We start from the raw sequence: 20,103 nt of genomic DNA, 5'->3' as shown, positions 1-20,103 counted from the left end.
ATGACAGCCACAGTGACGATCTTTCACAACGTCGTCTGGTCGCGCCACAAGGGGGCCGTGTTTTCCGCGCTCCATACTTTGTCGGACGTGGGGACGATACGCTATTGCATGGTGCAAATCGCCGATACGGAAACGGATCGGATCGGGTTTTCCGACGTCGACTATTCGTTTCATCGTTATCCGATGCGAAAACTGTTCGACGGCTGCTACGAGGACGTGCCGACATGGAAGATGGTGGTTCGGCTCACGACCGAAGTGTTGAAGGCGAAGTCGGAACTCGTCGTGCTGCCCGGCTATCACCGGCCCGAGTATTGGGCGATGCTCGCCGCATGCATCGTGACGCGCAAGCGGCGCGCCGTGTTTTGCGATTCGACCGCGTTCGATCGGCCGCGCCGGCTCCTGACATCGATCCCGAAGCGCATCTTCTTCTCGCTCTGCGACGGCTATTTCGGTTTCGGAGAGCGCAGCCGGCAGTACTTGATGTCGCTCGGCGCCAAGCACGAGCGCATTTTCGTGCCGTGCCAAGCCGCGGCATTGCCGCGCTCGTTCTTGCCCGAGCGAGCGCTCTCCGAGCGTTTGGCGGCGCGCCGCGATGGCGGCCCGGTGTTCTTGTACGTCGGCCGGCTATCTGAAGAGAAAGGGATCGACACGCTGCTCGATGCGTTCGCGCGCGTTCATGAAACGCGGCCGGCCGCCACCTTGCGCATCGTCGGAACCGGCGCGTTGGATGGGGCATTGCGCGCCCGCGTGCGATCGCTCGGGCTCGACGGCGCGGTGCATTTTCTCGGCAGCTTGCAAGACGCGCCGCTCTCGCGCGAGTACTTCGGCGCGACTTGCCTCGTGCTGCCGAGCCATAGCGAGCCGTGGGGGCTCGTCGTCAATGAAGCGTTGAGCCATGGATGCCCGGCGGTCGTCAGCGATCGCTGCGGCTGCGTGCCCGAACTCATCGTCGAGGGCGAGACGGGATCCTCGTTTCCTGCCGGCGACGTGCAAGCCTTGGCGGTGACGCTGCTCGATGCCGCATGGCGCTTTCGCGACGTCGAGCATACGGCGCGCGCTTGCATCGCGCGCATTGCGCAATTCGACCCGCGGGCGGCGGCGGTCAACATCGAGCGCGGCTGCGCGACGATGCTGCGTAAGTTCACCGGTGGCGGAGTGGCCGCTCATAGCGGAGGCGTGCGCCCATGAAACTGCTCGTCTACGGTCTGAATTACGCGCCCGAACTGACGGGCACGGGTAAGTACACGGCCGAGATGGCCGAGGCGCTGGCGTTGCGGGGGCATGAGATTCGAGTCGTCTGCGCGCCGCCGTACTATCCGGCATGGCATGTGACGCAGGGCTGGTCGGCTTGGCGCTATGGGCGCGAACTGCGCGGGGGCGTTCAGGTGCGGCGCGCGCCGCTGTGGGTGCCGTCGCATCCGAGCGGGGCGACGCGCGTGGCGCACTTGGCATCGTTCGCGGCGACATCGCTGTTGCCGCTGCTCGGGCAGTGGCGCTGGCGGCCGGACGTGGTGATGACGATCGCACCGACGCTCTTGTGCGCGCCGGCTGCGTTGGCGCTTGCGCGCGCGACGGGCGCGAAAAGCTGGCTGCACGTGCAGGATTTCGAGGTCGATGCCGCCTTCGAACTCGGGCTGCTGCGTCGGTCGCGTGGGGCGCGCGCCGCGCACGCTTTCGAGCGCGCCGTGCTGCGCCGCTTCGACGTCGTATCTTCGATTTCGGAGCGGATGGTCGAGAAGTTGTCGACGCTGGGTGTCGAGGCCCCGCGGGCGATGTGCTTGCCCAATTGGGTCGATGTCGATGCGATTCATCATCTCGACCGGCCGAGCGCATATCGGCAGGCATTGTCGATCGGAGAAGACGAGAAGGTCGTGCTGTATGCGGGCAACATGGGGGCGAAGCAAGGGCTCGAGCATTTGGTGACGGCGGCGACTTTGCTCACCCGGCGCACGGATATCCGTTTCGTGTTTTGCGGCGACGGACTGTTGCGTGAGGAATTGGCGCGCCGATGCGCGCACCTTCCCAATTGCAAGTTGATCGGGTTGCAGCCGGCGGAGCGGCTCAACGAGCTGCTCAATATCGCCGACGTGCATGTGTTGCCGCAGCGAGACGGCGCGGCCGATCTCGTGATGCCGTCGAAGCTGACCGGCATGATGGCGAGCGGACGCGCGATCGTCGCGATGGCGCGCGAGGGGACCGAGCTGCACGACGTGGTGACGGGGCGCGGCGCGATCGTCGCGCCCGAGGATGGAGGCGCGCTGGCGGCGGCGATCGAGGCGCTGGCGGACGATGCGAGCGCGCGTGCGCGGCTCGGCGCCGCAGCGAGGGACTATGCGGTGCGCGCGTTGTCGCCCCGCGTGGTGATGGAGCGATTGGAGCAACGCCTCTTTGCGTGCCGGAACGGGATCGGCGCGAGCGCCGTAGCTGGCGAGGTGCAACAGATCGAGGCGTGCGACGAGGGCGCGAGCGAGGCTCAGCCGCTCGTATGGACGCAGGGTATCTCGGCGCCGCCGCAGGGCTTGAGCGGCCCGGTCATGGATCAAACCGCACCGCTGCATGAAACCGCCGCGCCCATGTTTCGTCAGCCTTGACGAGGGGGCGGGCGAGACGCCTTCACCAAGGCATTTTATAAACTCGCGCCACCTCTTTCCCGACATCTCCCGGCCCGCGATATAGCGACATCGCGGCGCCCATGGGCGTTTGCGTTCCCGGATCGGCCGGGTTGACCTTCGGCGCGCGCGCATCGTCTTGACCCGCGATACCGCGAAGAGGCGCGCCTTTGCCTCCTTTCCCTTGTTCTTGCGCATCCGGTTGCGGCCCATATCGCCCGCCCGCCAGCGCGCCGCGCGGCACCCGCTGCGTGTTGGTCAGGGCATCCTGCGCCTGGCCCGCGGCATCGTAGGCCGAGCGATACGGATCGTCGAAGTCGGCCGGCGCACCCAGTAGCGCCTCGGGATTGCCGTGCAACCCTTGCAGACGATCCGCCGCGCCTCGCGCCGCGGCATCGCGATCCTCGGGGGCGATCCGTTGCGCCGCAGTCTCGTCGTCCGCGCGGCCGGCCATGTTCCGCTGCGCTTGCGCATCGGCCATGCAGGCGAGGCCGAGCACCGCACCGAGCAGTATCGAACGCATCACCGCAGCCGCAGCATCCACATCGGTCTCCTTGGCGTACATCGCCACGCTGTTCATGCTCGCGCGCGCGGGGGCGCACGCCCCGCCAAAACACCGGCGCTCTCGGCCATACGCGTCGATCGTCGTACGCAAGCGCGAGCGGGGCGAACGATAATCGTCGACATAGTCTCGTGCAACGCCGTGCCGCTCACACCAAATGGACCGCCCGCTCGAACCCGCCGTCATCGATCTAAGCCGAGCCGGAAAAGGCAACTACGTCGCCAAGCGCGGCCTGCCCGTGCAAGCGCTCTGGTTCGTAGTCGAGGCATGTCTCATCAACAACAAACTGAACCCGAGCTCGGCCGTGCGCGTCGCCGCGCTGCGACTGTTCGGCGCCAAGATCGGAGAAGGCTGCCGGTTTCCGCATCCGCTGCGCGTCAAAGCACCGTGGAATCTCGAAGTGGGCGACCACTGCTGGTTCGGGGTCGATGTCTGGCTCTACAATCAAGCCCCGATTCGCATCGGCTCGCACGTGTGCATTTCGCAGGGGACGTTCCTCACGACGGGCTCGCACGACGCGGGCACGACGATGGATCTGCGCGTCGCGCCGATCGTCATCGAAGACGGCGTTTGGATCACCTCGAAGTGTGTCGTGCAAATGGGCGTGCGCATCGGGCGCTCGGCCCTCGTTACGCCGCTCTCGGTCGTGCATCGGTCGCTCGCGCCGGGAGGTGTCTACGGCGGCAATCCGTGCCGCTTCCTTCGTCCTCGCTTTCCTGCTCAGGGACGGCCGCGCCCGGTTTCAACGGCATAGTTCCGCTAAAACGTCCACCCGAGCTGCGCCCAGCCGCGCATCGGGCTATCGGGTTCCGCCTGTGCATGTTGCGCGCCGCGAAATGCGAGCGCGACGCTCCAGGCGAAACGGCCGCGGCTGCCGCGCACCCCGAGGCCATAATCGCGCAATACACGTGAATTCGCGCCGTCGAGATAGGGATGCTTGTTGATCGCCACGCCGCCGAGATCGTAGAACACGCTCGGGATCAGCATGGCGTTCACCTTGTAGGACAACTCGGCTGAGGTCAGCCAGCCCTCGTCGCCGCTGCCTTCGCCGGCAGGATACGCGCGCACGCCGCCCGGGCCGCCGAGCACGAACTTCTGATAGGAATCGAGGTTGCGCGAGGCAAGCTGCGCGTGAGCGCTCAGAAGCAGGGTCCATCGTTCGCCGAGCTGCTGATTGCGCTGCAAATCGAGATTGAAGGTTTCGTAGTGCCCTGCGGAGCGTGCGCCCGCGGCATCGATCGCTGCGGCAGGCTGCGAGCGGATCGTGAGCGTACCCTCGCCCAAGCGCAGCGCCGCTTGCGTATCCGCGTTACCCAGGCCGATCAGATCGTCTCTGCCGCTAAAGAGCAGATTGAAGCTTTGATGCAGGGCTCGCTTGTGCGTGTCGCTCGAAGTCGCACCGACTTCGTCGAACAGGTCGCGGTACTCGGAGGTGAACTGCCCAATGACGTTGACCGGCACACTGCGAAGCAGCGCGTAGGCGACACTCCATTGGACGACGTCCGCGCGTCCGCGCGCGTCGAGGGCGGCAAAATCCGATCCGAGCAGATATTGCGTGTGCGTCACGCTCAAGCCGGTGTTCGACCCCGGCAAGCCCAACGGCACTTGTCCGGTGAGCTGCCCGTAGTAGAGGCTTTTATCGCTTGCAAGCACGCGCGCGGTGAGTCGTTCGCCATAGCCGAACGGACTGTTCAGATTCACTAGACCGCCGGCGCGCGCTTGGCCGGTGTAGCGCGAACCGTAGTTGTCCATCGTCAACCCGCCGCTCAGCAGCGGCGTCGCCGCATTGTGCACGACGAGCGACGTTTCCCCGGGGCCCGCGCCGGCGGTCAGGTTCGCGCTCAGGCGCGCGCCGCTCAAATCGGAGAGCAGGAGAAGGGCGCGGTCGGCTTGATCCTGGTTCAGGGGCGCGCCGCGCTTCACCGGCGCCAGATAGGCGTCGATGACGCTCGCGCGCAAGCGGCTGTGCGTATCGGTGCTCACCTGTACATCCGAGAGCACGCCTTCGACGACGCGAATCTCGACTTCGCCATCCTTGATCGACTGAGCCGGCAGATACGCGTGCGCCAGCGTCCACCCGTGTGTGCGATAAAAGCGTGTAATGCGCGCCGCGCCCTGCGAGAGATCGGCCAGCGTGCGTTCGCCGTTGTTCGAGCCGGCCACGAGTGCCTCGAGCACCGTCGCCGGATAGAGCCGCGCGCCCGTGACACGCACATGGCGCACGGCAATCGGCGTCTTGTCCCTCGGCACATCGCGGGCGTCGTCGATATTGTTCGGTGTGGCCAGGGAGCTATCCGAAGAGGGCGCGGGCAGCGCATCGACGGGCGCTACGTCTCGGGCGACGCCACCGGCGTCGGGCGCGCGCAATTGCGCCAGCGCGGGGTGACCGGCGAGCGCCAGCAGTGCCCCTTGAATAGCGGCGCACAGGACGGTGCGGACGAATCCGGCGAAGCGCCGTCGCGTGGGAGAGTGCGTGACGGTACTCATCGCAGCATGGCGGAAGACCGGTCCGGCGGCTCGTCTGAGCGGGTGTCGCCGGCTTGGAACGTCGCAGACGGGGCGCGCCATCCCTGCTCGAATGCCTGGGCGGGCGTGGGGGCATCGAGCAAGCCGGCCGCACGCGCCTTCGCTTCCATGTTCGCGACGGCATTGCTGTACGAAGGGTCCATGGAGGCGGAGTTCAGCATCACGGTGGCAAGGCTCGCGGGCCGCACGCTCAGTGTGCCGGCGGCGTAGCCGATGCTGTAATTTCCGCTCGTCAGGCCGCTCGCCGAAACGGCGTAGCTGCCGGGTGCGGACATGGAGGTGGCGGTCGTGAAGAACGCCAACTGGCCTTGCAGCCCCGCGCTTTGCATGGTTTCGCCGCCTACGAAGCCGCGATACGAAACGCCGAACGATGGGTTTTGCTGGCCGACGTAACGATTCGAATCGTTGACGGTGATGAGCAGCGGCGCGGGCGTGATGCCGAAGGTATGCCCGGGAGCGAACACGACCTGATAGCCGAGCTGATCGGCGAGCGTGCCGGACGTCATGGCGTAGCTGCCGACGTTTTGTCCCGGCGCGCGCCCAAGCGACCCCGTGAAGATCTGCGCGGCCGTATCGCCGTGCAATTGTCCGTCGATGCCGTACGCGAGCGGCGGGTCGGCGCCCGCGCCGTTGTAGACCTTGATGTTGTTGGCGTCGGTCGGCGTGACGGTGACGCTCGGTCGGTCGCGGTACATCACGTAGGTCGTGCCGTCGCCGACATTCGCGGCGCCGGGCGCATCCCCGTCCTGGCGGTCGTAACGGAAGTTTCCCGAGCCGGAAGTCGCGCGCTGCGCGAGCGAGCCGCCGAGCACCGTCGATCCGGTCGAGCCGGTGTAGACCGTGAGGATTCTGCCCGCGTCCATCGCGAACGCGGCGGCGCTGTTCACGTCGCCGCCGGCGGCCACGCCGCGCGCGGAAGCCGCGCCCGCGGACAGCGTCAGATCGCCGTTCGAAATGGACCAGTTGCCGGTCGCGTTCAAGTCGCCGGCCAGCGTCGTCAGGCGAACGCTCCCCGTGGCGTCGATGCCTGTCACGGTAAAGCCGTGTGCGGCGGCAATCGTCGCGCCGGCGGCACTGCCGACCGACATCAGATTGAAATCGTTGTTGCCGTTCGTCAGCGAAATCGCGCCGCCACCGGCGCTGAGCGTGGTCGTGCCGCCTACGCTCAGCGCACCCGTTTGAGAGATACCGGCCGCACTCAGATTCAGCGCGCCGCTCAGCGTCGAAGCCGCCATGCTCAGCGCGCCGCTGTTGGTCAGCGTCGCGTTTCCGGCCGTCAACGCGACCGGACCGGCGAAGCATTGCCGGCATCGTCGAGCGTGACGGCGTGGCTGCCTGCATCGAGCGTCGTTGCGCCGCCGACGGCCACCGCACCCGTCTGCGCGATGCCCGGGGCGGTCAGCGCCAAGTCGCCGGTTATCGTCGATGCGCCCAGCGTCAACGCCGTGCCGTTGAACAATGTGGCGCGGGCTGCGCTCAGCGAAAGGGCGCCGTTCAATGCGTTACCGCTGTTGGTCAAGCTGATGGCATTGCCCGGGCCGCTGCTCGTGATCGTCGTCGCGCCCGCGATGTTGAAATAGCCGCCGTAGGTCGTGTCGTCGGCAATGGCCCCCCCGGTCGAGACGATGCTCACGCTGCCGGGGGAGATCAAGCCGCCCTTGTTCCACACTGCATTGCGCGTGGCCACTGCGCTGAGTGCAGTTATGTCGACGGGCGCCGCCGTCGAGAACGTCAGCGTCGCGCCGCTGCCGCCGATATAAAAACCGCTGTACCCGCTCACCGCATCGAGCGACTGCGCGGTGATGCCGATCGACGACGAGGCTGGTGCGCTCATCGTCACGGCGCCGGTTCCGGACCCCCATACGCCGTCGCCGCCGGCATTGACGCCGGCAAGCGAGATCGCGCCGCTCGTCGACGTCACGTTCACCTTGCCGCGAATCTTCACGGCCGCGTTGCCGTTGCTCGTGCTGGCGGCGCCGCCCACCACCTGATTCGTGCCCGTGATCGTGACCGTGCCGCCAGTCAGGCTGGCTGCGTTCGACGACGTTCCGGCAATGTCCACGGTGGATAGCTGATTGCGGTAAGTCGTCGAGGTAGGGTTGCTGGCGGTGCCGCTCACCGTGAGCGCTCCCGATGTCGAGAGACTATCGAGCGCGCCGATGGCCACGCCGCTGCCCGCCCAGGTGTCGGTCGCGCCGGTTGCGGTGCCTGTCAGCGTGATCGCGCCGCCGCTCGTGCTACGCACCGTATTGCCGCCGGCCAAATCGACGCCGATGTCGTTCGTGGAGAACAGCGGCGCGCCGTTGCCGTTGTGGCCCGTTACCGTGGCAAGGCCGCCGCTGGCGCCCGCAATCGAAATGGCCCCGGAGGCCGTGCTCAGCGTCGTGGATTTCAGATAGACGCCTTGGCTATTGCCGTTGCCGGGCATCGTTCCCGACAAGCTGATCGCGCCGCTGCCCGAGGTGGCCCAGGTGCTGCTCTCGAGATCGAGCGCGGCAGCGGTTCCCGACTGAGCGCCCGCGGCCACCGCATGAATGTCGCCGCCATTGGCGGAAATATCGAAATAGCTGAGCTTGATGCCGCTGGTGCTCGCAGCGCTCGATGTCGCATTTGCCGTCATCGACACCGAGAGCGCGCCGCTCGTGCTCGTAATCGATCTGTGCCCGCCCTGGCTGGCGTTGGTCGTGATGCGCCCGTCGGCGATCAGCGTCAGCGCCGCATCGCCGCCGGCCGTCTTGGCGAGGCTGCCGTTGACCGCGATATTGCCTTCCTGCGCACCGGCGCCGGCCGTCGTAATCGTGACGCTGCCGCCGCTGTTCAGGATGCTTTCGATACTCGAGACATTCACGAGCGAGCCTGTCGCACTAGGCGTCCAGACGCCGCTCGAAAACGAGCCCCCCGTCTGCGTCCCCGTCGAGATCGTGACGTTGTATGGGTCGAGCAGCCACGATCCGCCTGCTGCGCCCGTGGTTCGCGCCGCGACGCTTACCGAAATCCCTTCTGTATCCAGAACATGTCCGGACGTCTCGACGCTGCCTCCGGCGCCGCCCGACACGCCTCCATTGGCGCTGAGCGTGCCATGCACGTTCGCGCTGTCGGTGCCCCAGACCACCACCTTGCCGCCGTCGCCGTTCTGAAGCGCATCGGCGTCGATCGTCGCGCCGGGCGCCACGTAGGTCGCCGACGCATTGGGCTGGGGACCTGCACCGCGCGGGTTTCCACCGATCAGCGCGACTCCGCCGCCGGCTGCTCCGCTGACGTCGACCCGCGCCCCGTCGAATAGGCCCACTTTCGCGCCCAGCACGCTCACGGCACCGCCGGTGCCGCCGGCTTCTTGTGCGCTCGCATCGAGCGCTGCGCTGACCGTCGTGACGCCGGACTCGGCGTCGCCGACGAGTTCGATGGAGCCTTGCTTGTTCGCCACGGTGCGCGCGCGCACGACGCCGCTCGAGTTGACGACTGCCTCGCTCAGTGCGTCGAGGCCTTTGGCGGTTAGCACGACGCGACCGCCATCGGCCTCGATCAGACCGCCGTTGGCGGCCAGCGCGCGGGCCGCGCCTTGGCTGATCGTATAACCGATGGGGCTGCCGTCCACGAGCGTGAGGGTGAGCTCGCTTGCGCCGGCAAGCAGCACGCCGCCTTGCGGCGCATGGATGGCGCCGGCGTTGTTCACGGTCGCCGCGATCAACGCGACTTTGCCGCCTTCGGGTACGGCGATGCTGCCTTGATTGACGACGCTGGCGGCACTGTTGCCGCGAAAGACGTACCGGCCGGCGATGAAATCGTCGTCGCTCAGGCCGAGCGTGCTCGCGACGAGCCCGCCGACATTCACTTGCGCACCGGAGCCGAACAACACGCCGTTCGGATTGAGGATAAAGACGGTGCCATTGGCGTTGAGGTTGCCGTAAATCGCGCTGGATTGCGTGCCGGTGACGCGATTGAGCACGATCGCCCCGCGGCCCGGTTGCACGAAATTGACGGTTTCGCCGGACTGCACGTCGAACTTCGACCAGTCGATGGCGAGCTTGCCCGAGTCCTGCGTGACGGTGGTGGTGGAGCCGACTTGGCTGATGCTGCCCCGGCCGGTCGTGACCGTTCCGCCGGACGGCGCCGGAAAGGCCGATGCACACCAAGCTAGCGAACAGGCGAGCGCGATTGCCGAGCGGGTATGGCGGGTCGATGGATTCTCGCGCTTGGTCTGTCGGCGCGGATAATGGGGCGGCATAAGAAGCTGAATACGGAATTCGCCGGAGTCGAATAGCTCGTTTATCGGCGAGCGAAATCCATACTTAAGCGATGAGCGGCGTTTCGACGATAAATCGTCATCATTCGACGAAAAACGCCGCACGCTCGCGATGACCGGCGAGCGGCAGATCCGCGCAGCAAGACGGCGGCGTTCGTTACGCCGGACGCGCGCTTGCCGGGGGATGGCTGGCGAGCAACGCCGCGCAGCGCTCGCTCAGGAAGGCATGCAACTCGACGATCGCCGGTGTCAATTGCGCACGGTGAGCGCAAATCAAGTGCAGCGGCGCAGGCTCGCAATGCTCCGGCGGAAATAATTCCACCAGACGTCCGGCTTTCAGATCGTCGATGAGATCCAGCCGCGATTTATAGACGATGCCTTCCCCGGCGATCGCCCAGCGCCGAACCGCATCGGCGTCGTCGCTGATGCGATTGCCCGTGACCGCCACGGTGCGTTCGCCGCCCGGCTGCGTGAAGCGCCAGCGTTCGTGTATCTGCTCGCTCCAGACATAGCGAAGACAATTGTGTCGCCGCAAGTCCTCCACTTTGGACGGCGCGCCGTGTCGTCGGACGTATGACGGCGCGGCGCACAAGGCCCGGCGGTTGTTCTCGACCAGCTTCAGGGCGAGCAGAGACGAATCGGGTAGCGCCCCGTAGCGCACGACGGCATCCAGCGGCTGGCGGATGAGGTCGGCCGCGCGGTCGCTCATTTTGAGGTGCAGCGACAAGCCCGGGTGCCGGTGCTGAAATTCATCCAGCCACGGCAACAGCAGGTTTCGCCCGAAGTCGGACGGAGCCGACAGCCGCAGCGGCCCGGACAGCGCCCCCCGGCCGCTCGCCAGGGCCTGCTCGCCTTGCACGAGCGCGCCGAGCATGGCGCGCGCGTGCGGCAGATAACGCTCGCCGGCTTCCGACAGTTGCATGCTTCGCGTCGACCGGGTGAACAGACGCGTGTTCAGGGCCCGTTCGAGCCGCTGCACCGACGCACTCGCATGTGCGGGTGCGATATTGAGCTGACGCGCCGCCTCCGAGAAGCTCCCGTGATCCACCGTGTGCACGAAGATCTGAACGTCGTCGAGTCGAATCATTTTCGTCAAAACACCGAAAGTGTTTGAGGTCGACGGATATTTATCCGTGTTTCGACGAAAGATAACATGACCTTGAACCTCACTTGGAGAACAGCTATGAAAGCCATCGGTTTCTATCAGAACCATCCCATCGGCCACCCGGAGGCACTGCGCGATATCGAGCTGCCCACGCCGCAATTGCGTGACCACGATCTGCTGGTGGAAGTGAAAGCGGTGTCGGTCAACCCCGTCGACACCAAAATCCGGCGCGGCGGCGACATTCCGGAAGGGACGGCGCGTATCGCCGGTTGGGACGCGGCGGGAATCGTCCGCGCAACCGGTGCGTTGGCCTCGCGTTTCAAGCCAGGCGATCGGGTCTGGTACGCGGGCGACATCACGCGGCCCGGCAGCAACAGCGAACTGCACGCCGTGGACGAACGTATCGTCGGCCCCATGCCCACCTCGCTGGACTTCGCGCAAGCCGCGTCGTTGCCGCTGACGACGATCACTGCGTGGGAACTGCTGTTCGACCGCCTGCGTGTTCAGGCAGCGGACCCGGCCGACAATAACGTGCTGCTCGTGATCGGAGCGGCGGGCGGCGTCGGCTCGATCCTCACCCAACTGGCACGCGAGCTGACCGGCATGACCGTCATCGGCACGGCCTCGCGGCCGGAAACCCGCGAATGGACGCTGGCTCATGGCGCGCATCACGTCCTCGACCACCGGCAACCATGGGCGCCCCAGTTAGCCGCGCTCGGTATCGAGCACGTCACCCACGTTGCCGGATTGAACAATAGCGCCGCCTATGTGCCTCAAATCGCCGCCGTGCTGCGCCCTGAAGGTCAATTTGCGCTGATCGACGACCCGGTGGGACTGGACATCGGCCCATTCAAGGGCAAATCTATTTCGATTCATTGGGAGCTGATGTTCACGCGCGCCATGTTCGACACCGAGACCATGGCACGGCAGCACGCCTTGTTGCGCCGCGCGGCGGAACTGGTGGACCAGGGCCGCCTCGAGCACACCGCGACCCGACGCATCGAAGGCATCAATGCCGCAAGTCTCATCGAAGCGCACGCGCTGGTCGAGGCCGGCGACATGATCGGCAAGGTTGTCGTGGCTAACCCCTGAACCCGTTCGAAAAGGAGCATCAAGATGAAATCGCCAATCGTCAGCACGGCCACGATTAGCCTCGAAGCCGCGCAAGCATTGCTGGCAGAAGCACGTCAAGCGTGCGCCGACCGCGGGTTCGCCGCGACGATCGCCATTACCGATGCAGGCGGCCACCTGCGGGCGTTCGAGCGCTCGGATTCGGTCCCGTTCCTGACCGTCGACGTAGCGATCGACAAGGCATGGACCGCCGCGTCGTTCGGCATGGCCACGCATCAATGGAACCAGTACATGGCCGAGCCTGCCGTCGCCCCGCTGGCAAACCATCCGCGGCTCATGCCGGTTGGCGGCGGCATGCCGATCTTTCACGAAGGGCGTCTGATAGGCGGTATCGGCATTTCTGGCGGAACATCGGTTCAAGACCATGAGGCCGCTGAGGAAGCGCTGCGTCGCGCAGGGCTCGCACAGAGCCCGTCATGAAGCTGGGGGCGTCGGGGCTGGCGGATCGGAGCCGACGTCCACCGATATTCGTGCGTACGGCACGCAGGATCGAACGCCTGATTTCTCGTTTCTCGTTCGCTTATCTGATGTGCGACGGAATGGTCGGAGGCTTTCCGCGCGTTTATTGCCTATCGCCGTCCACATTTTTACGCGAAGCAGCGGGTCAAATCACATTGGGCCGCTGCCGGTTAAAAGCGGTTTGGATAACTCACGCTAACCTCGTCACCCGTTGGGGCGGTAGTGCGGAGCCGCGCGAGATGATCTTCAATCCAACGGCGCCGAGAGCACGCACTCGCTGCTTCACCTATACTTTTAAAATCGCTTCGTGAAATCGGGTCGGTAGAAGTTTTCCATTTGCCCTTGGTATCGAGCAGTCATGTTGCCGTAGTTGCCCGGTTATTGCGATTTCGGTCGATTCAACCGCGGCGCTTTCCGTGACACGCATCGTTTCAGTCCAGGAAAGGGCACTGACGAAGGCGATCGCTCGATTCAGGGTCAAGCAGGCGGCGATCGGCTGCGTCGATATTCCAGCCCAATCTTGGAGGAACGAATCGTGAACAAGGCAATCAGCTCACTGATCGCGGCCGTCGCCGCGCTTGCAGTGTCGGGCGGCGCATATGCCCAAGCCAACAACACGTTGGCGACCCCGACCACGAAGTCGCCGGCCGCTGCAACGAGCGGCTACGGCATGCCCGGGGCCACCCGCTCCGACAGCGGCATGGGCGCCGAGTCGAACTCGGGTATGCAGAGCAATATGGGCGAAAGCGCGACGCCCGGCGCCCCGGCTTACGGGACCAACAACACGCTGGCGACGCCCACCACGAAGTCACCGGTTCAGTAACGTCGATTGGAGGATGACCGCTGGGCGTAAGCGCGCTCACGAGCAAACCTAACAAGCGCTTCAATCGTTTCAGGGCGCAAGAGCAATGGCGATCGGCGCCCAAGTTTCGTGACCGGCCGTCGCCCAGTTAATGCAACCGCCGCGCACACGGGACGTGCCGTGCAGCGTCGTCGTGCGCTCACAGGATTCGCCACCCTACGCCCTTTCTGCCTTGCCCCAGCGGACAGCCTCGCCAAGCGCGCAACGCACCATGTCCGGCCCCGGACGTTTTCCCTACGACATCCGAACGACGGAACGAACGTCTCGAGCGCAGGCAACGCAATATCTTGCGAGAACTAAAACACCGATGAGTGCTCCGCGCGGAAAATAGAAAAAGGGGATAGCAGCGGCTTCGGACTTAAACCCCCGGGCTCACGCAAATACCATGTTGCCGAAGGCGCGCATATAGCAGGTTTCAGTTTGTAAGTGTCGGGCGCTTGAACCCGAATGGATCCGGCTAACGATAACGCAGACACCATGATCGATCCTTCGACTCGATCTTCAGGGGCTTCGCCAATGCAGTTCATTTTGGCTATGTGCCGCGCGTCACAATCCTGCGTGTTTCACCGCCCATGCTAAGCGGCCTCGCCTTTTGTTGGCGCTCATTGCCGGGACGTTGTCGGATAGATGCGTTCCAGGCGCATGAAGATACGAGAAAAAGGAGAGGCCATGTTCATCGACACGCGGGGAATCGACGAAGGACAAGAGATCGAAACGACGATTTGCATCGTCGGCGCGGGCGTAGCCGGCATCACGCTCGCGCTCGAATTGGACCGGTGCGGCATCGACGTATGCCTGCTTGAAAGCGGGGGCTATCGGCCCGACGACGACACGCGCGATCTTTATCGCGGCGAGAACGTAGGCTTGCCGTACACGTTCGCCGACGGCAGCCGCAGCCGCTACCTCGGCGGCAGCAGCAATTGCTGGGGCGGCTGGTGCAGGCCCCTGGACCCATGGGATTTCGAGGCGCGCGATTGGGTGCCCGGCAGCGGCTGGCCGTTCGGGCTCGACGAGCTCGCGCCGTATTACGTGCGCACGCATCCTTTGCTCAAGCTCGGGCCGAACAATTTCGATCCGCAGTTTTGGGAACGATCGATCGACCGTGCCGACGTGAAACGAATTCCGTTCAGCACGGGGCGTGTGCGCGACACGATTGCCCAGTTCAGCCCGCCCGCGCGGTTCGGCAGGCTCTATCGCCGCGATCTCGAACGTTCGCAGCATATTCGCGTGTTCTTGCATGCGAACGTCGTGCACATCGATACCCATGCCGACGCGTCTCACGTCACCAGGGTGCAAGTCTCGACCTTGACCGGCCGCCGCATGTGCGTGACAGCCAAGCGTTTCATCCTCGCCACCGGCGGCATCGAAAACGCGCGCTTGCTGCTCGCGTCCAATCGCGTGCAGGCGGACGGTCTGGGCAATGCCTACGATAACGTGGGCCGGTACTTCATGGATCATCCGCGCATCATGTCGGCGAGCGTGCGCTTCTCGAAAGCTTGGTCGCGCAACAAGCTCTACGACATCAAATATCACTACCAAAACGCGGCCGTCTCGGCGCACGGCACGCCGATCTCGTCGCAGTTCGCCTTGACGCCGGAAGTATTGCGCCGCGAGCGTCTGCTCAATTCGCGGGTCTGGTTTTATTCGCTGTTTTACGGTGAGGGCAGCGAGGGCGCCGAAGCGCTGATTCGCTGCAAGCAGGCCTTGTTGCGCAAGGACCAGCCGGATTGGCGTTTGAGCAGCGACATCGCGACGATGCTCAGGCATCCGATCGATGCCGCGGGTTTCGGCGTGACGCGGTTGTTGCAGCCTCGGGCACTGATTCGCGACGTCAAGCTGCAAGCGATCGTCGAGGCGCAGCCGGTTCGAGACAGCCGCGTGACGTTGAGCGAGCAGCGCGACCGGCTCGGCATGCCGCGCGTCAAGGTCGCATGGCGCTTGACCGAACTCGTGCAGCGCACGTTCGATCGCACCTTTGCTTTGCTGGGCGAGGAACTGCGTGCGAGCGGCGTCGCGCAAGTCGAACTCGACGCACCGCTCGAAGGGCGGCCTTGGCCCACGGCGCTCGAAGGCACGTGGCACCACATGGGCACGACGCGCATGCACGATTCGCCGCGCGAAGGCGTGGTCGACCGCAACTGCAAGGTATTTGGCATCGACAATCTTTTCGTTGCCGGCAGTTCGGTGTTTCCGAGTGTGGGCGCGAACTTCCCGACGATCACGATCGCCGCGCTTGCGCTGCGTCTTGCCGATCACCTCGCTCTGTCGCTGCGCGCCCCCGAGGCGTCGAGCGTTTCGAATGCGCCCTGCGAGGCCGGCGCCGACGCTGCGGCGCCGTTCGCCGCAGCGCTGCCGCTCGCCACGGCGCTCCCGCGCGGCATCAAACCGTGAGCGGAGGGAAGATTGGCCGGGAAAAGCGGTAGGGCCGACTAGAGCTCGGACTTCGAAGCGATTCGCGGGGCGTAGGGGCGTTCCGATCGCTTCGCGCAGGGGCTATCGTGTTCGAGCACCTGCAGCAGGGTGCGCACGTGAGCATCGACCGTAAAGCGCTCGATGAACGTCGTGCGCGCCATGGCACGCATCTGCGCGCGCGACGGCGCATCGAGCGCGAGCCATCGGCGCAGATTGGCCGTCGCGCCCTCGACGGTGTCCGGCGCGACCAAGCCGGCGCGGTCCGCTTCGATCTCGCGCCAAATATTGATCTTGTCGGAAATGAGAACGGGTGTTCCGCTTGCGAGCGCCTCGACGACGGCGATGCCGAAGTTTTCTTGATGCGATGGCAATGCGAATGCATCGCTGGCCGCGAATGCGCCCCACTTGAGATCGCCTTGCAAGAGCCCCGTCCACGTCACCCGTTCGTCGATACGCAGCTCGCGTGCGAGCGTGCGTAGCTGCGACATCATATCGGCATCGCCGGTGCCGGCGAATACTAGGTGCAAACGCGGCTCGGCGGCCGCGACCTGCGCGAACGCGTGCAGCAAAATATCGCATCCTTTCTTCGGATGCAGGCGCCCAAGAAAGAGCACGAGCCGCTGCCCCGCGAGCGCGGGATACGCCGACAAGAAAGCCGCGCGCAGCTGCGCCGGATCGCCGGTCGGGCACGACGCGCCAAGCGAAACGACGCGCTCGCGGGCGCGATACAACCAAAACGACTGCCGTGCCAGAGCGCGCTCTTCTTCGGCCGTAAAGAGCACCGCGCGTGCATCGCGCAACACGCGGTATTCGCCCCACGGCCAATAGAGCCATTTCTTGGCGTGCTTGAGCGGATACTCGCGCTTGAACCATGGATCGAGCATGCCGTGCGCAAAAACGTAATAAGGCACGTCGAGCCCGCGCAGGGCCCGATGCGTCGCCAACCCGGGATATTGCCAAAGGCCGTGAACGATGACGGCGTCGAAGCGCGGCGCGTGCTCGCGCAGCCAAGCCGCGGCGCGTGGGGCATAGGCGTATTTGCCGCGCCCCGGGCCCAGCGCCGCGACGGGCAGCGGCGCATGGGCGAGGAACGGCGTATCGGGCGCATCCAGAGTGGCCGCTTCGACATGATGACCGAGCGTCGCCAGCGCGAGCGCGCATTGGCGCACGTTCTCTACCGGCCCGCCGGCCGCGGGGTCGAGCGTCGGCAGGACGTTCAATAGCTTCATGACGGTGCGTCCGCTGCGCTCAGGGGAGCATGCAGCGAGCGCCGCAAGGGCGGCGCGAGCGCCGTGCTGCGCCCGCTGCGCGCCAATTGGGCATGCATGGCCACCATCAGCCCGAGCGCGACGCCGAACACGAGAGCGGAGAAGCGCGGGCCGAGCGGATTTCCGCCTATGGACGTGGCCGGCAGTGCCGCGGTGAGCAAGATGGCGCGGCCGAGCACCGGCAGTTGCGGCGTATCGGGCGCTTTGGCGCGCCAGCGGCGGTAGGTGAGCACGCAGCGCACGAGCGCGTAAAGCAGCGTAAGCGGCAGGGCGAGCCCGAACAGCAGGCCGCCCGCGAAGAACTGATAGACCCAGAAGTTGTGCCCCGCGGTCCAGTCGCGCTGAGCATAGAAATCCTTCTTGCTGATTTGCCCCGCAAGATCCGGCAGATACACGGGGGAATAGCGATAGTCATGGCCATAGCCCTTGCCGATCAGCAGCGAGAGCGGCGACGAGAGAACCTGATCGACTTGATCGCGCATCTCCGCCAGGCGCGTGATCGTGGTCGGGTCCTTGCCGGTCCGCGTCTCGTCCTTCGCGAATTCGATGCGCTGCACCCAGTGCTCGGCCACGTCGGGGAAGTACCATGCGGCGCCCGCGGCTACCGCGCCGAGCACGATCGCGGCCACGGCCGCGCGCATCGCCGCGTGTGCGAAATGGCTCAGACCGGGGGCGCTCATCCACACGGCGAGCGCAAGCAGCAGTGCAGTCCCGACGAGCAACGAGCGCGTGACGCTCAGCAGCTCGATCACGATGGTCGCCATGAACAGACCGAGTGTGAGCGTGGTGAAGCGCTTGGCGACGACGAATTCGTGCAGCAGCACGCCTTGCAGACCGAGGAAGGTCACGGAGACGATCCGGTAGCGCACATCGGCGAGCGGCCCCGCAATCGTCAGACCGTAGAGAAAAGTGAAGCCGAGGCTGACTGCATTTGCCCAGAAAAGCGCTTTCTCGAATTGCTCGATGCGCGCTTCCTGCCACGGACGGCAAGCGACGATGAAGCCCAGTTGAAACAATGCGAAGGGCAGCAGCACGCGCAGGTACTGGCCGATGCTGTTCTCTTGCAGCCACTGCGTGAAGAGGCTGGCGGGCACGGCCAGTATCAGCGATACCGTCAACCATGCGCGCAGCGGCGAGCGATCGCGAAAGCGCGGCCCGATCAGCGCGAGGATCGCGCCTGCCAGGAGCACCGGGATCGCCAGCAGGACCTGCGCGAGATGGCTGTCGGCCGTAGCCGCTGCCTTGTAGTCCATGGCGAGCGGGAATACGAACAGCCAGATCCACAGCTGTGCGTAGGGATTGCGCGCCGCTTGCGCAGCGCCCGATGCGAAGCGGTATCGCGCCTGTGACATGTCGAAGGGGTTCCTGTGCGTTCGCGGGCGCGGCCCGATGCCGGTCCCAGGCCCGATTTACGTGCCGACTATAACGCTCGCACCGGCGTTGCCACGCGCCGTTGGCGGCGCATGACTAGCGTTCGGCGGGGATGGACGGATGGGTTTTCGGCAAGCGCTGCGGCGGCGCGGCGATTCGCTTGGGTCGAGACGCTTGTCCGCTTTCGCCGCGATATTGGCCGATACGTGCGCATCGCGCGGCCGAAGATCGAAGGGCCGAATCACAAGCGGCAGCACAGCCGGATAAGGTACCGACAATGATCAGGAATCCATTCGGGGGCGCGAAGACGATCATGAGCGATCGAGCGATCGAGCTCGACTTCTTGCGCGGGATCGCCATTCTGGCCGTAATGGGGTATCACTTTCGTTCGGTCGATCCCGGGTTGGTGGTCGTCTCGATTGCGCAGTACCCGTTCACGCATTTCGGGCGAGAAGGCGTCAATCTGTTTTTCACGCTGAGCGGTTTTCTCGTCGGCGGCTTGCTGCTGAAGCAGTACGCCGAGCGCGGGGCGATCGATGCGCGCCGCTTCATCGTGCGCCGGATGTTCAAGATCTGGCCCGCGTACTACGTGCTGATCTTGTTCCATGCGATCGTGCGCCGCCACCCGCTCGACAGTTTTCTCGTGCAGAACCTCACGCACTTGCAGAACTACTTCGGCACCTCGATTTCGCAGACTTGGAGCCTAGCCGTCGAGGAGCACTTCTACTTGTTTCTGCCTGCCTTGCTGCTCTTGTTCGCGCGGTGGCGCCTGGGCGCGCGTGCGATCTTCACCGTGCTGGGCCTCGTGTGCTTGGGCGTGCTCGCGATGCGCTCCGTTGCCGTTGCGCACGGCCGCCTCGATGCGGCCTTTGCCTATACGCAATACCGCATCGACAGCTTGCTTGCGGGCGTGATGCTGGCCGTCGTCTATTGGATGGCGCCAGGCGTGTACCGCCGTTTCGCGCGCAAGACGTGGCTGCTCGTCGCGCTGGTGGCCGGCTTGATCGCATGGCTGGTGTTTGCGACGCCGCACTATGCAATCGACGAAAGCATCGGTTATACCGTCCAATCGATCGGCTTCGTTGCTCTGATCGTGCTCATGCTCGAGCACGCCGCTGCGATTCGACGCGCCCGGTGGTTCCGCGCCATTGCATGGGTTGGCGTTTACTCGTACGGCATCTATCTCTGGCACTCCATTGCCCTCGCACCGGGCGATGCTTTCATCGCCAAGGCGACGGCGGCGGGTATGCCGCGCCTGCTGGTTTGGGGCGCGGCGCTCGCGCTGCAGTCGGGCATCGCCATTGGCGTCGGATACGTGACGACGCGCGCCGTCGAGTTTCCGTTTTTGCGCCTGCGCAATGCGTTGTATCCCGCATCGCGTGAGAAGCGCATGCCGGCGCGCGGCGTCGCACGCGCGCCGCAGCAAGCGCCCGCCGTTGCAAGCGCCGTCATCGCAGTGGGCAGCGTCGACGAGGTGCCGCCGAACGTCGGCGGGCAAGTATCGGGGGGGTAGTCGGGGTTGGCCGGGTAGGCGGGGTATTCAGGGCATTCAGGG

The 20,103-nt window shown here is 65.3% G+C and carries 15 protein-coding genes; 8 read left to right on the top strand and 7 right to left on the bottom strand.

The features are described 5' to 3' along the window. Entirely contained in the window at nt 1-1,188 is a 1,188-nt protein-coding gene (locus QQS38_RS09405) for a glycosyltransferase family 4 protein (protein ID WP_479645106.1), read from the top strand. After that, nucleotides 1,185-2,591: a WcaI family glycosyltransferase gene (locus tag QQS38_RS09400; RefSeq protein WP_479645105.1), complete on the top strand. Its 1,407-nt coding sequence runs from the start codon at nt 1,185-1,187 to the stop codon at nt 2,589-2,591. The genes QQS38_RS09405 and QQS38_RS09400 overlap by 4 nt, the downstream gene beginning before the upstream one ends. Before the next feature lie 22 nt (nt 2,592-2,613). On the opposite strand, the gene QQS38_RS09395 is transcribed toward QQS38_RS09400, so the two are convergent. Next, entirely contained in the window at nt 2,614-3,189 is a 576-nt protein-coding gene (locus QQS38_RS09395; protein ID WP_479645104.1) for a hypothetical protein, read from the bottom strand. A 139-nt stretch (nt 3,190-3,328) separates the two neighbouring features. Between QQS38_RS09395 and QQS38_RS09390 the strand changes: the two genes are divergently transcribed. Further along, nucleotides 3,329-3,925, top strand: a complete 597-nt coding sequence (locus tag QQS38_RS09390; RefSeq protein ID WP_479645103.1) for an LbetaH domain-containing protein — start codon at nt 3,329-3,331, stop codon at nt 3,923-3,925. A 5-nt stretch (nt 3,926-3,930) separates the two neighbouring features. Here QQS38_RS09390 and QQS38_RS09385 read toward each other — a convergent pair whose 3' ends face one another. The 4 genes from QQS38_RS09385 to QQS38_RS09370 form a co-directional block, all read right to left on the bottom strand. Next, nucleotides 3,931-5,658 (bottom strand): ShlB/FhaC/HecB family hemolysin secretion/activation protein, encoded by a 1,728-nt coding sequence (locus tag QQS38_RS09385; RefSeq protein WP_479645102.1) that lies wholly within the window; start codon nt 5,656-5,658, stop codon nt 3,931-3,933. After that, the gene (locus QQS38_RS09380) at nt 5,655-6,977 is read right to left on the bottom strand and encodes an MBG domain-containing protein (RefSeq protein WP_479645101.1); all 1,323 of its coding nucleotides are present in this window, start codon (nt 6,975-6,977) and stop codon (nt 5,655-5,657) included. Before QQS38_RS09380 ends, QQS38_RS09385 begins: the two co-directional genes overlap by 4 nt. Continuing rightward, the gene (locus tag QQS38_RS09375; RefSeq protein ID WP_479645100.1) at nt 6,974-9,922 is read right to left on the bottom strand and encodes a two-partner secretion domain-containing protein; all 2,949 of its coding nucleotides are present in this window, start codon (nt 9,920-9,922) and stop codon (nt 6,974-6,976) included. Before QQS38_RS09375 ends, QQS38_RS09380 begins: the two co-directional genes overlap by 4 nt. Before the next feature lie 175 nt (nt 9,923-10,097). After that, nucleotides 10,098-11,027, bottom strand: a complete 930-nt coding sequence (locus QQS38_RS09370; protein ID WP_479645099.1) for a LysR family transcriptional regulator — start codon at nt 11,025-11,027, stop codon at nt 10,098-10,100. A 96-nt stretch (nt 11,028-11,123) separates the two neighbouring features. Between QQS38_RS09370 and QQS38_RS09365 the strand changes: the two genes are divergently transcribed. The 4 genes from QQS38_RS09365 to QQS38_RS09350 all read left to right on the top strand — a co-directional run bounded on the left by QQS38_RS09365 (nt 11,124) and on the right by QQS38_RS09350 (nt 15,888). Continuing rightward, entirely contained in the window at nt 11,124-12,137 is a 1,014-nt protein-coding gene (locus QQS38_RS09365) for a zinc-binding alcohol dehydrogenase family protein (protein WP_479645098.1), read from the top strand. Between the two features lie 24 nt (nt 12,138-12,161). After that, nucleotides 12,162-12,596, top strand: a complete 435-nt coding sequence (locus tag QQS38_RS09360; RefSeq protein WP_479645097.1) for a GlcG/HbpS family heme-binding protein — start codon at nt 12,162-12,164, stop codon at nt 12,594-12,596. A gap of 574 nt (nt 12,597-13,170) precedes the next feature. Beyond that, nucleotides 13,171-13,458 (top strand): hypothetical protein, encoded by a 288-nt coding sequence (locus QQS38_RS09355; protein WP_479645096.1) that lies wholly within the window; start codon nt 13,171-13,173, stop codon nt 13,456-13,458. Between the two features lie 708 nt (nt 13,459-14,166). Beyond that, complete coding sequence (locus QQS38_RS09350; RefSeq protein WP_479645095.1) at nt 14,167-15,888, top strand: FAD-dependent oxidoreductase; 1,722 nt, start codon at nt 14,167-14,169, stop codon at nt 15,886-15,888. Nucleotides 15,889-15,926: 38 nt separating this feature from the next. On the opposite strand, the gene QQS38_RS09345 is transcribed toward QQS38_RS09350, so the two are convergent. Together QQS38_RS09345 and QQS38_RS09340 are read right to left on the bottom strand one after the other, a co-directional pair. Beyond that, the gene (locus tag QQS38_RS09345) at nt 15,927-17,138 is read right to left on the bottom strand and encodes a glycosyltransferase (RefSeq protein WP_479645094.1); all 1,212 of its coding nucleotides are present in this window, start codon (nt 17,136-17,138) and stop codon (nt 15,927-15,929) included. Beyond that, a complete protein-coding gene (locus QQS38_RS09340) occupies nt 17,135-18,529 on the bottom strand; it encodes a hypothetical protein (protein ID WP_479645093.1) in 1,395 nt (464 codons plus the stop codon). The genes QQS38_RS09345 and QQS38_RS09340 overlap by 4 nt, the downstream gene beginning before the upstream one ends. 296 nt (nt 18,530-18,825) lie before the next feature. Here QQS38_RS09340 and QQS38_RS09335 point away from each other — a divergent pair, with 296 nt between their 5' ends. Beyond that, complete coding sequence (locus QQS38_RS09335) at nt 18,826-20,061, top strand: acyltransferase family protein (RefSeq protein WP_479645092.1); 1,236 nt, start codon at nt 18,826-18,828, stop codon at nt 20,059-20,061. Nucleotides 20,062-20,103 lie beyond the last annotated feature (42 nt).

It is taken from the genome of Trinickia sp. Z7, assembly GCF_056498045.1.
The sequence above is the reverse complement of the archived record's forward strand: the minus strand, read 5'-3'. Positions and strand labels throughout refer to the sequence as shown.

Bases quoted from the DNA above. Each gene is read 5' to 3' on its own strand.
- QQS38_RS09340 (WP_479645093.1), bottom strand. From the start codon at position 18,529: ATGTCACAGGCGCGATACCGCTTCGCATCGGGCGCTGCGCAAGCGGCG.
- QQS38_RS09345 (WP_479645094.1), bottom strand. From the start codon at position 17,138: ATGAAGCTATTGAACGTCCTGCCGACGCTCGACCCCGCGGCCGGCGGG.
- QQS38_RS09370 (WP_479645099.1), bottom strand. From the start codon at position 11,027: ATGATTCGACTCGACGACGTTCAGATCTTCGTGCACACGGTGGATCAC.
- QQS38_RS09375 (WP_479645100.1), bottom strand. From the start codon at position 9,922: ATGCCGCCCCATTATCCGCGCCGACAGACCAAGCGCGAGAATCCATCG.
- QQS38_RS09360 (WP_479645097.1), top strand. From the start codon at position 12,162: ATGAAATCGCCAATCGTCAGCACGGCCACGATTAGCCTCGAAGCCGCG.
- QQS38_RS09350 (WP_479645095.1), top strand. From the start codon at position 14,167: ATGTTCATCGACACGCGGGGAATCGACGAAGGACAAGAGATCGAAACG.
- QQS38_RS09385 (WP_479645102.1), bottom strand. From the start codon at position 5,658: ATGAGTACCGTCACGCACTCTCCCACGCGACGGCGCTTCGCCGGATTC.
- QQS38_RS09335 (WP_479645092.1), top strand. From the start codon at position 18,826: ATGATCAGGAATCCATTCGGGGGCGCGAAGACGATCATGAGCGATCGA.
- QQS38_RS09395 (WP_479645104.1), bottom strand. From the start codon at position 3,189: ATGAACAGCGTGGCGATGTACGCCAAGGAGACCGATGTGGATGCTGCG.
- QQS38_RS09390 (WP_479645103.1), top strand. From the start codon at position 3,329: ATGGACCGCCCGCTCGAACCCGCCGTCATCGATCTAAGCCGAGCCGGA.
- QQS38_RS09400 (WP_479645105.1), top strand. From the start codon at position 1,185: ATGAAACTGCTCGTCTACGGTCTGAATTACGCGCCCGAACTGACGGGC.
- QQS38_RS09365 (WP_479645098.1), top strand. From the start codon at position 11,124: ATGAAAGCCATCGGTTTCTATCAGAACCATCCCATCGGCCACCCGGAG.
- QQS38_RS09405 (WP_479645106.1), top strand. From the start codon at position 1: ATGACAGCCACAGTGACGATCTTTCACAACGTCGTCTGGTCGCGCCAC.